This is a genomic window from Nocardia sp. NBC_00416 (genome assembly GCF_036032445.1).
GTDB lineage: Bacteria > Actinomycetota > Actinomycetes > Mycobacteriales > Mycobacteriaceae > Nocardia.
The window spans coordinates 3,167,732-3,180,863 of record NZ_CP107932.1; the positions used below are offsets into that span (position 1 = coordinate 3,167,732).

Annotated in this window: 13 protein-coding genes; 7 read left to right on the forward strand and 6 right to left on the reverse strand. The window is 70.0% G+C overall.

Annotation, left to right across the window (positions count from 1 at the left end):
* Positions 1-34 precede the first annotated feature (34 nt).
* Both OG804_RS13210 and OG804_RS13215 read right to left on the reverse strand, forming a co-directional pair.
* Entirely contained in the window at positions 35-949 is a 915-nt protein-coding gene (locus OG804_RS13210; protein ID WP_328397321.1) for an ethanolamine ammonia-lyase subunit EutC, read from the reverse strand.
* Complete coding sequence (locus tag OG804_RS13215; RefSeq protein WP_328397323.1) at positions 946-2,367, reverse strand: ethanolamine ammonia-lyase subunit EutB; 1,422 nt, start codon at positions 2,365-2,367, stop codon at positions 946-948. The genes OG804_RS13210 and OG804_RS13215 overlap by 4 nt, the downstream gene beginning before the upstream one ends.
* A gap of 262 nt (positions 2,368-2,629) precedes the next feature.
* Here OG804_RS13215 and OG804_RS13220 point away from each other — a divergent pair, with 262 nt between their 5' ends.
* Entirely contained in the window at positions 2,630-3,844 is a 1,215-nt protein-coding gene (locus OG804_RS13220; protein WP_328397325.1) for a sensor histidine kinase, read from the forward strand.
* Complete coding sequence (locus OG804_RS13225; RefSeq protein WP_328397327.1) at positions 3,841-4,500, forward strand: response regulator transcription factor; 660 nt, start codon at positions 3,841-3,843, stop codon at positions 4,498-4,500. The genes OG804_RS13220 and OG804_RS13225 overlap by 4 nt, the downstream gene beginning before the upstream one ends.
* A gap of 17 nt (positions 4,501-4,517) precedes the next feature.
* Here the strand turns inward: OG804_RS13225 and OG804_RS13230 are convergent, their stop codons facing one another.
* A complete protein-coding gene (locus OG804_RS13230) occupies positions 4,518-4,877 on the reverse strand; it encodes a DUF952 domain-containing protein (protein WP_328397329.1) in 360 nt (119 codons plus the stop codon).
* Positions 4,878-5,146: 269 nt separating this feature from the next.
* On the opposite strand from OG804_RS13230, the gene OG804_RS13235 reads away from it, so the two are divergent.
* Positions 5,147-5,341: a DUF7455 domain-containing protein gene (locus OG804_RS13235; RefSeq protein ID WP_328397331.1), complete on the forward strand. Its 195-nt coding sequence runs from the start codon at positions 5,147-5,149 to the stop codon at positions 5,339-5,341.
* Positions 5,342-5,428: 87 nt separating this feature from the next.
* On the opposite strand, the gene OG804_RS13240 is transcribed toward OG804_RS13235, so the two are convergent.
* On the reverse strand, positions 5,429-6,166 hold the full coding sequence (locus OG804_RS13240) for a TetR/AcrR family transcriptional regulator (RefSeq protein ID WP_328397333.1): 738 nt from the start codon (positions 6,164-6,166) through the stop codon (positions 5,429-5,431).
* A 294-nt stretch (positions 6,167-6,460) separates the two neighbouring features.
* On the opposite strand from OG804_RS13240, the gene OG804_RS13245 reads away from it, so the two are divergent.
* Complete coding sequence (locus tag OG804_RS13245; RefSeq protein ID WP_328397334.1) at positions 6,461-8,212, forward strand: DEAD/DEAH box helicase; 1,752 nt, start codon at positions 6,461-6,463, stop codon at positions 8,210-8,212.
* Positions 8,212-8,757 (forward strand): hypothetical protein, encoded by a 546-nt coding sequence (locus OG804_RS13250; protein WP_328397336.1) that lies wholly within the window; start codon positions 8,212-8,214, stop codon positions 8,755-8,757. The genes OG804_RS13245 and OG804_RS13250 overlap by 1 nt, the downstream gene beginning before the upstream one ends.
* Positions 8,758-8,806: 49 nt before the next feature.
* Here OG804_RS13250 and OG804_RS13255 read toward each other — a convergent pair whose 3' ends face one another.
* Positions 8,807-9,529: a MerR family transcriptional regulator gene (locus tag OG804_RS13255; RefSeq protein WP_328397338.1), complete on the reverse strand. Its 723-nt coding sequence runs from the start codon at positions 9,527-9,529 to the stop codon at positions 8,807-8,809.
* 63 nt (positions 9,530-9,592) lie between these two features.
* On the opposite strand from OG804_RS13255, the gene OG804_RS13260 reads away from it, so the two are divergent.
* Positions 9,593-10,060, forward strand: a complete 468-nt coding sequence (locus OG804_RS13260) for a DUF6194 family protein (protein ID WP_328397340.1) — start codon at positions 9,593-9,595, stop codon at positions 10,058-10,060.
* A 43-nt stretch (positions 10,061-10,103) separates the two neighbouring features.
* Here OG804_RS13260 and OG804_RS13265 read toward each other — a convergent pair whose 3' ends face one another.
* Positions 10,104-11,849 carry a DEAD/DEAH box helicase gene (locus OG804_RS13265; protein ID WP_328397342.1) on the reverse strand — a complete coding sequence of 582 codons (1,746 nt, stop codon included), beginning with the start codon at positions 11,847-11,849 and terminating at the stop codon, positions 10,104-10,106.
* Between the two features lie 269 nt (positions 11,850-12,118).
* Here OG804_RS13265 and OG804_RS13270 point away from each other — a divergent pair, with 269 nt between their 5' ends.
* Positions 12,119-13,126, forward strand: coding sequence for a YihY/virulence factor BrkB family protein (locus OG804_RS13270; protein WP_442941876.1), 1,008 nt, complete (start codon positions 12,119-12,121; stop codon positions 13,124-13,126).
* Positions 13,127-13,132: the final 6 nt, after the last annotated feature.

The window sequence follows — 13,132 nt, forward strand, 5'->3', positions numbered from 1 at the left end:
GATGTGTTCAGGGGCCGTCGCGCGACGGCCGTGCCTATTCGGCCGTACCGGGCTCGAGGTGCGTGCCGGGTGGCTGTCCCGGCAGCACCGCGTCGCGGGAGGTGTCCTTCAGCGCGACCCCGGAACGGCCGAGTTCGCGGGCCCCCGCCACCAGTGCCGCGACCACTTCCGCGGCCCGGCGGTAACCCAGGCCTTCCGGCGGGTGGATATTGGACACGCAGTTGCGGTCCGCGTCGGTGCGACCGGGACGCGGCAGATGGGTCAGGTAGACGCCGAGACTGTCGGCCACCGAGAGCCCGGGGCGCTCGCCGATCAGCACCAGCACCGTAGAGACGCCCAGCGCGGCCCCGATATGGTCACCCAGCGCCACGCGCGCCTGGGTCGCGACCACCGGCGGCGCGATCGAATAGCGGGGGCGCAGCAGGTCCAGCAGGGCCGCGAGTGTGGGCGGACCGTGTGCATCGAGCGCCCGGGCGGACAGACCGTCGGCGAGGACCACACCGATATCGGCGCCGAGCCGGGACAGCTCGGGCACTGCGATCCCGGACGCCACAGGCGGTGCGATCCCGGACGCCACGGGCGGTGTGGTTCCGGAAGCCACATGCGGGACAGGTTCCGGCGCGGGCGGCGCAGTGGGCTCCGGCCCCGCCGACGCGGCGTCGGAGTCGGCGGGCAGACGGCCCAGATCGGGGCGGCGCAGGTACTCGGCGCGGTCGCGCGCCCGGCTCCGCACATGAACCGGCTCCCCGAGGCCGAGATCGGTGAGCCGGGCGCACAACGCCGGCACGTCCAGCGGAGTGTGCACCGCGTCGCGGGCCGCGGCATGGGCGGCGGCGAACTCGAGGACGCGGCGGGTGGGCAATGCATCGCCCGCGCGGCCCAGACCGATACGCGCCTGGGTGAGCGACCGCAGTTCGGTCCAGAACGCCTGGGCGGATTCGCCGTTCATCGGCCCCCTTTCAGAGCGCGCAGCGGTGAGGAGACCGGGGACACCGGCAGGATCCGGCCCGTCTCGTCGAGCATGCCGAGCCGGTCGAGCCAGTCCGCGAATTCGGGGGCGGGACGCAGGCCCAGCACCCGCCGGGCGTAGAGCGCGTCGTGGAAGCTGAGGCTCTGGTAGCCGAGCATCACATCATCGGCGCCGGGAACCGCGATGACGAAGGCGCACCCGGCCGCCGCGAGCAGCGTGAGCAGCGTGTCCATATCGTCCTGGTCGGCTTCGGCATGGTTGGTGTAGCAGACGTCCACGCCCATCGGCAGGCCGAGCAGTTTGCCGCAGAAATGGTCCTCCAGCCCCGCGCGCACGATCTGTTTCCCGTCGTACAGATACTCCGGGCCGATGAAACCGACCACGGTGTTCACCAGCAGCGGGCGGAGTTCGCGGGCCACTGCGTAGGCGCGGGCTTCCAGGGTCTGCTGGTCCACCGGCTTTCCGCCCGTCCCACGGTGCGCGCCGGCCGACAGCGCCGACCCCTGGCCCGTTTCCAGGTACATGACGTTGTCCCCGACGGTGCCGCGGCGCAGCGACCGCCCGGCCTCGTTCGCCTCGCGCAGCAGCGCCAGATCGACGCCGAACGCCCTGTTGGCGGCCTCGGTACCGCCGACGGACTGGAACACCAGGTCCACCGGCGCCCCCGCCGAGATCAACTCGATCGTGGTGGTGACATGGGCGAGCACACACGATTGCGCCGGGATATCGAAGCGGGTGCGGATATCGTCGAGCAGTGTCAGCAGATCCGCCGCGGCCCGCGGGGAATCCGTGGCGGGGTTGACGCCGATCACGGCGTCACCGCAGCCGAGCAGCAAGCCGTCGAGCACGGCGGCGGCGATACCGTCGGGATCGTCGGTCGGATGGTTGGGCTGCAGGCGGGTGGCCAGGGTGCCGGGTTCGCCTATGGTCGTCCGGAATGCCGAACGCACCCGGGCGGCCCGGGCTACGGCGATCAGATCCTGGTTGCGCATGATCTTGCTGACGGCCGCGACCATCTCCGGTGTCAGCCCCGGGGCGAGGTCGCTCAGGGTGGCGGCCGGATCGGGTGTGCCGTCCCCGGCAGCGACGGCGAGCAACCGGTCGCGCAGCTCGCCGACGGTGAGCGAGGCGATCGGCGCGAAGGCCGCCCGATCATGGGTGTCCAGGACGAGCCGGGTGATCTCATCGGTTTCGTAGGGCACCACCGGTTGTTCGAGGAACTCGGTCAGCGCGATATCGGCCAGCGCCCACTGCGCGGCCGCCCGCTCGGCATCGGTGTGCGCGGCGCATCCGGCCAATTCGTCACCGCTGCGACCGGGCGTGGCTTTGGCAAGGACCTCCACGAGTCCGTCGAATCGGTAACTCGTACCACCGAGTCGCTGGGTGTAGACGCTCATCCGGATCCCGTCCGTCCGGGCCGTCGTTGCGGTCGTGGCCGGGGAACTCTCCGCCCGGCACGGTCGCGCGGGGCGGCCGAAAGACACCGTGAACCCGCAGCGTACCGCCGCCGCCGTCACCTCGCGCCCGGAGCGAGGACGACAACGCGACCGGCGGCTGGTCTCCTCGACCAGCCGGAACCACGTGTTCTGCGCATTCCGGGCCGGCCCGCTCATCACTTCGGAGGACTCGGGCCGGACGACCGTGTGCTGAGATCAAGCAATGGGACGGTGGTCGGCCTTACCGGCGACGACACGTGACGTCATCGTCGCGGGTGCGTGGTTCGTATTCGGCGCCCTGCTGTATCTGGCGGGCTTCCACATGATGTTCACCTCCAACGACACACCGGCCGACTCGCTGGGCCCGCGGTTCGCGGTACTCGCGCTGGCGTGTTCGGTGCTGCTGGTGCGGCGGCGGGCGCCCATCACGGCGATGGTGGTGGGCCTGGCGCCGCTGGCGATGGACCTGTCCCTCGGTCCGACCCTGCCGGTCTGGCTCGTCTACACCGATCTCATCTACGCGGCGGTGGTCTACGGCACGCGCCGCCAGATGCAGGGCGCCGTGGTCGCCTGGTTGACGCTGTCCGCCATCGCCGCGGGTGTGGTGCTGGCGGTCTCCGGCGACTGGCATCTGATGGCGCTGGCCCTGGTGCTGGCGGCCGCCTTCGTCGGCACCTCGCTGTGGTGGGGCCTGACCGTTCGCGCGCACAAGGAGTCCGCCGAGTCCGAACGGGCCCGGGTCCGGGCGCTGTCGCTGGTGGCGGAACTGGACCGGCGGGCGGCGGTGGCCGATGAACGCAAGGCCATGGCCCGCGATCTGCACGATGTGATCGCCGGACATCTGTCGGCGATCGCCCTGCAGTCCGAGGCGGCACTGGGCACCCTCGACGGGGCGGGCGTCGATCCGCGGCTGGCGGAAGTGCTCGGCGCCATCCGGAGCAACAGTGTCGGAGCACTCCAGGAAATGCGCACCATGATCGGCCTGCTGCGCCGCGACGACGATCCCGATCAGACCGCCGCGCCGGGACGCCTGGCCCAGCTGCCGAGGCTGGAAACGGCGGCCCGGCAGGCGGGAATGCGCGTCCGGTTCCGGGTGGACCTCGGCGAGACGGCCCCGGCCGGAGCGGTCGACCAGGCGGCCTACCGGATCATCCAGGAGGCCGTGACGAATGTGATGAAACACGCACCCGGACAGGAGGTGGATATCGACGTGCACGCCGAATCCACGGCACTCGTGCTGACCGTTCGCAACACCCTGCCCGCCCGTCCCGCGACCTTTCCCGGTGACGATCCCGCACAGCGCGGACTGACGAATATGCGCGAGCGCGCGGCCGCGCTGGGCGGCACGTTCCGGGCCGGACCGGAATCGGGCGCCTGGTGGGTACGCGCCCGGCTCCCGCTGACCGCAGTCCCCCAGCCCGCAGGTGATCCGCGGTGACGATCCGGGTCCTGCTCGCCGACGACCACGCCGCCATCCGCGCCGGATTGCGGATGATCCTCGAGGGAGCCGGCGATATCGAAGTCGTCGGTGAGGCCGCCGACGGTGACGTGGCGCTCGCCCAGGCCCGGGCGCTGCGGCCGGACGTGGTGCTGATGGACGTGCGGATGCCCGGCGTCGACGGCATCACCGCGACCACCCGGGTGACCGAGGCCGGTCTGGCCCGGGTCCTCGTCCTGACCACCTTCGATCTGGACGAGTACGTGTTCGGCAGCCTGCGCGCGGGCGCCGCCGGTTTCGTCCTGAAATCAGCGTCCGGACCGGCGCTCGTCGACGCGGTCCGCGCGGTCGCCGCGGGCGAGGGGGTGCTCGCGCCGGAGGTCACCCGCGCGGTGATCGACGCCTTCGCCGGGACACCGCCGGAGCGACCGCCCGACCTGCCCGCCGGTATGGCCGAACTCACCGGCCGGGAACGCGAGGTGTTCGGCTGTCTGGGCGGCGGCTTGTCCAATGCCCAGATCGCGGCCCGGCTGTTCATCAGCGAGACCACGGTGAAAACGCATGTCTCGCGTGTGCTCACCAAACTGGGCATGCGGTCGCGGGTACAGGCCGCGATCCTCGCCCGCGAGTTGGGGACCGACGCGCCCGGGACGTAGTAGGCGGGCAGCGACGCTCAGCTGGACAGCTGAGCGAACACTCCGTCGGGACCCGGCAGGTACGCGTCGACACCGGTCACGGCCGCGACCGGCAGCGGGCCGTAGAGATGCGGAAAACGCATGGCCGGATCGTCGGTGGGCACCCCCGGTTCCCAGCGCACGGGTGAACCGAGCAGTGCCGGGTCCAGCCGGAGCAGCAGCAGATCGCGGCGACCTGCGAATATACGGTTGGCCGGCAGATGCACCTGCTCGGGTGCGGACAGATGGACGAACCCCTCCGACCGCAGCGAGGGTGGCCGATGCGCACCTTTTTCGCGGGCATGTGCCCACTCACCGGGAGTACAGAGGTGAACAAGGGTGTGAGCGTCACAGGGCACGGGTAACCTCCGATACACAACTCGACAGTCGGTACGGAGCAGTGGCGGTTGGTTTTCCACGCCCGCCCCGCGGTGTTCGCCACAGGCGGAAACCGCTGGTCGTGTTAGGGAAAACACAGTGGTTCCCCAGTGGGAACAAAGCCAATGCTCCGAACGTCTGACAGAGTAGTTACACCACTGCTGGGAAGTAGCGGAAGCGAGCCCGCGGAGTGACCACGGGCCTCACACCAGGTGAACGGTATTGTGCCGGAAGCCAGGACGGAGGAGTCATGCCAGGAACCCTGACAAGCACCCCACTGACCGCGGTCGATCGTTGCGATCGCTGCGGGGCGGCGGCGCGTGTGCGTGCCGTTCTGCCCGCAGGTGGAGAGTTGCTCTTCTGCCAGCATCACGCGAACGAACATATGGAACGTCTGCGCGAGCTCGAAGCCGTGATCGATACGGAATCCGCTCCCGCTCCCTGACCCGTCCTCGCGTCCGACACAACAGCATCGAACAACTGAACACCGCTCCCGTGGCGGGTGACCGAATGGTCACCCGCCACGGGAGTGTCAGCCGGGCAGGATGCCGTCGATCAGGCGCTGGAGCCCGAACTCGAAATCCCCGGCCGGATCGCCCGGCGCCCGATAGAGCTCGCCGACTACCGCACCCACCCGGGTCGACAGTGGAAAGTCCGCGGCGGGCATCATCTGGGCCAGTGCCGGGCCGTACGCGTCCCACCAGTCGGCGTCGGACTGTTCCCGGGCGCTGTGTGCCGCGGCGAGCGCGGTCCGCGCGTTACCGGTCGCGAATTGCGACAGCACGGCGATCACCCGATCCATCGCGACATCGTCGAGACCCGATCCGTCCACGGCCGCCAGCTGCCGCTCGTAGCGGCGCATCCGGCCGGGACCCAGCACCATCCGCCAGGCCGGGACCTCCAACAGCCACGGGTGGGCCAGGAATTCGTCCCGGATCTGCCGGGCCACGGCGGTCAGGCGGTCGCGTATCGGCAGGTCCGGCGAGATCGGGGTGTCCTCGAACGCGACGGCGTCGACCATCAGGATCGTGAGGGCTTCTTTGCTGGGCACGTAGGTGTACAGGCTCATCGGACGCAAGCCCAGTTCGGCCGCGACGGCGCGAACCGACACCGTCGCGTAGCCCGTGCGGTCGGCGAGGCCGATCGCAGCGGTCACCACCTCGTCGACGCTCACGGTCTGCCGGGGGCCGCGGCCGCCCCGCCGAGGCGGCAGTTCGTGCCGCCACAGCAATTCGAGCAGGGTGTGTGCCGGGCCGGTGTCGCGGGTCATAGCCGGACACGGTATCGGGCCGCTCCGCGGCGCATTCCGCGTGCCGTTACCGGCGATTCGGCAGTCGTCTCCCGCATTCGCGCCCGCGGGCCCGACGGGTACGCCGGTCGCCTGCGCGGGCAGTGTCGTCGGTCACCACGCATTCCGGTTCGCCGGCGGGCCGCGGAAGCCGGCTGGAGCCGGGCGGAACAAATCCGGTGCCGTGCGCGTTGGCCTATTACTCCGTACGCCATACGTTGATCCTAGGGGTGCACGCTGCCGACCATCGAGACCACCTATCTGCCCGACCGCCACATGTTCGCACTCTGGACCTGGACCGGCCGGGAACCCGGACCCGCACCACACGGAATCGGCGACCCCGCGACACTCCCGCTGGCGATGCCCGGCGGCACCGCCGCTCAGGCCCGCGCCGGAAGCGTGCCCCTGCGGGTCGTCCCCGTCGACTGCGCTCTCGTGGACCCCACCGCCTTCGCCGGGCTGGATCCCGCCCAGGCCGGCGCTTCCACCCGGGCCTGGCGGGCCGTCCTGGCCGGTGCAGAAGTATCCGTCCCGCTCGCCGGTCACGCGGTCCCCAACGCACAGGGAACAGCGATCGTGGCCCGGGACCACGCGCTGTCCGCCCTCCGGGACACCACCGCCGTCGCCGCGGAATTGCGCACCGGGCTCCATGCCGAACTCCGCCCCTACCAGGCACGCGGCATCGGCTGGCTCCGCGAGACCGTCGCCCGCCACGGCGGGGCGATCCTCGCCGATGAGATGGGTCTCGGCAAGACCGTACAGACCATCGGACTGCTCCTCTCCAGGCGCGGGGACGGCGCGCAACTCGTCGTGTGCCCGACCTCGCTGGTGGGCAACTGGGTCCACGAGATCGCCCGCTTCGCACCGGATCTGCGGCCGGTCGCCTGGCGCGGCGGCGAGTCGGCCGCCGATTCCGGAACCGTCGTCGTCACCGGATACCCGGTGCTGCGGTTACACGGGCACCGGCTCACCGGACACGACTGGGCGACCGTGGTCTACGACGAGGCGCAGGCGCTGAAGAACCCCCGCACGCAGGTATCGAAAGCGGCGCGGGCACTCGACGCCGCCGCGGTCGTGGCGCTGACCGGAACACCGGTGGAGAACCATCTGGAAGAGCTCTGGGCGCTCCTGCATCTGGTGGCGCCGAACCTGTTCGGGCATCGCGCCCAATTCCGCCGCCGCTTCGTCAAACCCATCGAACAGGGTTCGGTCACAGCCGCCGCGCGACTCCAGGACGCGATCGAACCAGTTCTGCTGTCACGCCGCAAAGCCCACGTCGCCGCCTCGCTTCCGGCCAAGATCCACAACGACCTGCTGTGCGATCTCACCCCGGAGCAGGAGAAGCTCTACGACCAGGTGCTCGACCGCACGGCCGCCGACGGTTTCGGCGCCGGAACACAACGCCAGACCCGGGTACTGGCGGCGCTCACCGCGCTGAAACAGGTGTGCAACCACCCCGGACTGGTGAGCGGCGATACCGGCGAACTCACCGGGCGCTCGGGCAAACTCGAACTGTGCACCGATATCGTGGCCGCCAATCTCGAGAACGATTCGCCGACACTGATCTTCACCCAATACCGCGCCACCGGTGACCTGCTGGTACGGCATCTCGCGGAGCAGTTCGCGATCACCGCGCCTTTCTTCCACGGCGGACTCGCGCAGGCCGAGCGAGCAGCGATCGTCACCGAGTTCCAGTCCCCCGACGGTCCACCGGTCCTGGTGCTGAGCCTGCGCGCGGCCGGCACCGGCCTCACCCTCACCCGCGCCGCCGATGTGATCCATTTCGACCGCTGGTGGAATCCGGCGGTCGAATCGCAGGCCTCCGATCGGGTGCACCGGATCGGGCAGACGCGCACGGTCACCGTCACCACCCTCACCTCGGCGACCACGGTGGAGGAACATATCGCGAGCATGCAGCGACGCAAATCGGCACTCACCGACCTCGGCGACGGTAGCGGTATCGCCGAACTCGCCCGGCTCGACGACGACCGGCTACTGGAAGTGCTGCGCCGGAAGAGGGGGAACTGATGGCGGACAACGAATTCGGATACACCCGTTGGGGGATGGATTGGGTCAGGCTGGCCGAACCGCTGCGGCAGACCCGCCCCGACCCACTGCTCCCCCGGGCACGCAGCATCGCCCGCAACGACGGGGTCCGGACCGAAACGGAGGGCCGGATCGTCCGCGCGCACATCCACCGCGGCGGTCAGGCCTCGATCACGCATATCGAATTGGCACCGCTCACACGGCCCGCGCTCACGGCGCTCAGCGCGATAGTCGGCGCCGGCCCCACGGTGCTGACCGATGAGATGTACGCGGCCGCCCGCGCGGCGGACATCCCGGTGGCTCCGGAACCCGCCGCGATCGACTGTTCCTGCGCGGCGCGCACCGAGCGGTGCGTCCATGTGCTGGCGACGTTCTACGACCTCGCTCGCCGCGTCGATGAGAATCCGCGGCTGAGTCTGGACCTGCAGGGCTACGGCACCGATATCGCGCTCGACGATTCCCCCGCCGAAGCGCCACGCTGGATACCGTTGCACACCCTGGATCCCGCGGCGTTCTTCGAAGTATGAGTTTCCCTACCCCGGGCCCTGCGGCGGGGCACGGGTTGCGGTCCGCCGCTCACCGGTCCGCCGACGGGTCGAGCAGAGCGTGCAGAGCCGCCGCCCCTGCGAGCAGCGCCCGGGAGCGGGTATCGATGCGGATATCCCGCGCGGTCAGGGCGGCCGCGACCTCGTCCCAGCGGCGTAACCCGCGGAGCTGCGGCAACAGTGCCCGCAGGGGCTCGATTCCGTAACCGGCCAAGCGCAGTTGGTGGACCAGCCGGGCGGCCCGCACATCATCGGGGGTGTAGCGGCGCGCCTCCCGGCCGGTGGTGCGGCGGGGCACGACCAGCCCGACCGAGTCCCAGTACCTCAACGTGGAGGGCCGGACCCCGAGCGCCCGCGACAACTCGGAAATGCTCATCGCGTCCGCCGCTCGAACATCGCCCAGCGGTTCGTCGGCGATCTCGCGCGCGGCCGCCCGCGCGAACTCGAGATCGCGACGCTCCCGGTCGAGCGCGGCGTGCGCGGCGTCGAGCAGTGCGTACAGGCGGCGCAGGTCGTGCCCCTGCACCGCCCGCATCATCTGTTTCGCGGAGACCGGATCGGTTCCGGCCGCGAGCGCACGATAGGCCCGTGCGGCCCGGAGGTGGGTGTCGTCGTAGCGCCGGTACCCGGCAGCGGTCCGCGGCGCCGGCGGCAGCACACCGTCGCGCTCGAGATTGCGCACCTGCTGGACCGAGTAGCCGGTGCGCCGCGCCACATCCGCGGTCCGCAGAACTGCGGAGTTGCGACTTTCCACCTCTAATTCCTACGTCATGGCGATCCAAGTCTCCACAAGCACTTCAATGTCACGCTGGAGACCATGACCATCGACGAGATCATCGGATTCCTCGACTCCCTCGACGGCGTGCTGGCGCTGCGCCCCGGCCCCGGCGACGGGTCGCCCGAAATCGCCTGGGGCGACGTGTTCTTCTACTACGCACCCGACGGGCAGGTCCCGGCCAAGACCCAGCCCTTCGCCACCATCGTCACCAAGGACTACCCCGGCGACGAACCGTCGGGCCTCGACCGGCCGGGAGCGTTCCGCCTGAACATCAGTGCCGGCACGGAAGCCTTCACCGAATGGACCGGCCGCACACCCAGAGAAGCGAACGTCGACCTCACCTCGAGCGCGGCCGATACGGTGATCGCGCATCCGGTGTACGCCCCCCTCGGGTGGCTGGCAGTCATCGATCCCGGCCCGCGTACCGCGCAGCCGATCCGCGACCTACTCCGTATCGCCCATGAGCGTGCCCGGGGACGCGCGCGGCGGCACAGCGGATCACACTGACCGTCCCGAGCCCGGCACCCACCACACGACGGACCGCGGCGCTCTACATCCGGCGCAGCGCCGCGATTCGATCGCCCAGCTGGTCAACGGTCGCCAGAGCCGTCGGCGGACCGCCACACTGGCGCCGGAGTTCACCGTGGATCACCCCGTGTGGTTTACCGGTGCGGTGGTGGTGCATCGCGACCAGGCTGTTCAGCTCGCGCCGCAACTCACCCAATTTATCGGCGGTGGCGACCCGCTCGGCGGCATTGCCCGCCTGCCCCGCGGGCGCGGGCACGGATGGCTCCGCTTCGGGCTTGGACCGGTCGGCGATCTGCCGGGCCTGACGTTCCCGCAGCAGCGCACGCATCTGCTCGGCGTCCAGCAGACCGGGGATGCCCAGATAGTCCGCTTCCTCCGCGCTTCCCGCGAAAGTCGCGGTGCCGAACGAGGAGCCGTCGTAGATCACTTGATCCAGTTCGGCGTCCGCGGCCAACGGGACGAACGCTTTCTCGTCCTCACCCGGTTCGTCGCGCTGCTTGTTCGCCTCCGTGAGCAGCTCGTCGTCGAGGCCGTCCTTCTCACGATGCGGTTTGCCGATGACATGGTCGCGCTGGACCTCGAGCTGCGCGGCCAGGTCCAGCAGGACCGGGACGGACGGGAGGAACACACTGGCGGTCTCCCCGGGCCGCCGCGCGCGGACGAAACGGCCGATGGCCTGGGCGAAATAAAGCGGGGTGGAGGCGCTGGTGGCGTAGACGCCCACCGCCAGACGTGGGACGTCGACCCCTTCGGAGACCATGCGCACGGCGACCATCCACGGCTGGGTCCCGGTGCTGAACTCACTGATGCGCGCCGAAGAAGCCGGATCATCGGACAGGACGAGCACCGGCCGGTTCCCGGTGAGATGCTCCAGCAGTTCGGCGTACAGCCGAGCGCGTTCCTGATCCGAGGCGATCACCAAGCCCCCGGCATCGGTCATGCCGGCTTCCCGGAGCTGCGCCAACCGCATATCCGCGGCACGCAGCACGGCGTAGATCCAGTCCCCCGCCGGATCGAGTGCGGTACGCCAGGCGCGGGCGGTCTGTTCGGCGTTCAGTGGCTCACCCAGGCGGGCCGTGTACTCCTCGCCCGCACTGTCACGCCAGTGCGCCTCACCGGAGTAGGCGAGGAAGACCACCGGGCGTACGACGCCGTCGGCGAGCGCCTCGGTGTACCCGTAGCTGTGGTCGGCACGGGAACGCGGGAGCCCGGCCTCGTCGGGCTCGTAGGTGATGAACGGGATCTGGCTGTCGTCGCTGCGGAAGGGAGTTCCGGTCAGCGCCAGCCGGCGGGTGGCGTCCCCGAACGCCTCGGCCACCGCGTCGCCCCAGGTCTTCGCGTCGCCCGCGTGGTGGATCTCGTCCAGGATCACCAGCGTGCGCCGGTTCTCGGTCCGCACCCGATGCTTGAACGGGTGCGCGGCGACCTGAGCGTAGGTGACGACCACTCCGTGGTAGTCATCGGAGGTTCCGCCGGTGGTGTTGGAGAAGTTCGAATCCAGCGCCATCCCCGCGCGGGTCGCCGAGGCGGCCCACTGATGTTTCAGGTGCTCGGTCGGGGCGACCACGGTGACCTGATCGACCGTGCGATCGGCCAGCAATTCCGCGGCGACCCGCAGCGCGAAGGTCGTCTTACCGGCGCCCGGGGTGGCGACCGCGAGGAAATCGCGGGGTTTGGTCGCCAGGTACCGGGTGAGCGCGCGCCGCTGCCACGCGCGCAGGGATGCGCCCGGAACCTCCGTCGCAATAGCACCGCTCGCATCGGTCACGGAGACAAACACTAGCGGCCGCGGCGGCGATGGCGCCAAACCGGCGCGGGGTGCGCGATAGGTGTCACACACCGCACCGGAGCCGGCACGCGCGCCGCCTCCGGTAACCCGCGATTCACCCGCTGCCCGCCGACACGTCGACCGCTGCCGTACCGCTGGGCGCCCGGGTGCGCGATGCTGGACACATCATGCACAGTTACGGACGCGAACCCGGCGCGGGCCCGTCGGGTACCGCGTGGATACGCCGCGTCCTCGCCCAGATCGGCCGGTTGCTCCTGCGGGTGGCCGTGAAATCCTGGAACGACTCGATATTCTCCAAATCCGCGGCCGCGGCATTCTGGCAGACCATGTCGCTGGTACCGCTGCTGTTCGGCCTGCTCGGCGGCCTCGGCTACGTCAGCGGCCTGTTCGGTCCCGATACCGTCGAGATCGTCGAGTCGAAAACCCTCACCTTCAGCCGGAATCTGTTCAGCTCGAGTGTGGTCACCGATCTGATCGAGCCGACGGTCGGGGATGTCCTCGGACAGGGCCGGGCGGCGATCGTCTCGGTCGGTTTCGTGCTGTCGTTGTGGGCCGGTTCCTCGGCCATGTCGACCTTCGTCGACGCGATCGTGGACGCACACGACCAGCAGGACGCCCGGAATCCGATCTGGCAGCGCATCTTCGCGCTGTTGCTGTACATCCAGTTCCTCGTCGCGGCGGTGTTCGTCCTACCGCTGGTCGCGCTCGGCCCGGTGCTGATCGGACGGACGCTGCCGGATTCCGTACGCGAAACGGGGCTGCGCCTGATCGATATGTTCTACTACCCCGCAGTGGGGCTGCTGGTAGTGCTGGGCCTGGCCACGCTGTACAAACTCGCCCTGCACAGTTCGCTGCCCTACCACCGACTGTTCTGGGGGGCCCTGCTCGCGGCGGTGTTCTTCATGGCGGCGAGCGAGATACTGCGCCGCTATCTGGCGCTGGTCACCCGTACCGGAGTCAGCTACGGCGCGCTGGCCACGCCGATCGCTTTCCTGCTGTTCACGTTCTTCCTCGGCTTCGCGGTGATCCTCGGCGCCGAGTTCAACGCGGCGGTCCAGGAGTTCTGGCCCGCGCGCGCCACCCGCATGGAGCAGTTCAAGGCCTGGCTGGCCAAACGCCGCGACACCTCGGCCCCGGAGCAGAGCGCGGACGGACCGGAACACGGCTCCCACCGGATCCCGCGACGACGCGGATCCGGGCACGACGAGGACCCCGGCCGGACAGCGATAGCACCGGCGGGACATCCACGCCGGTGATCCTGC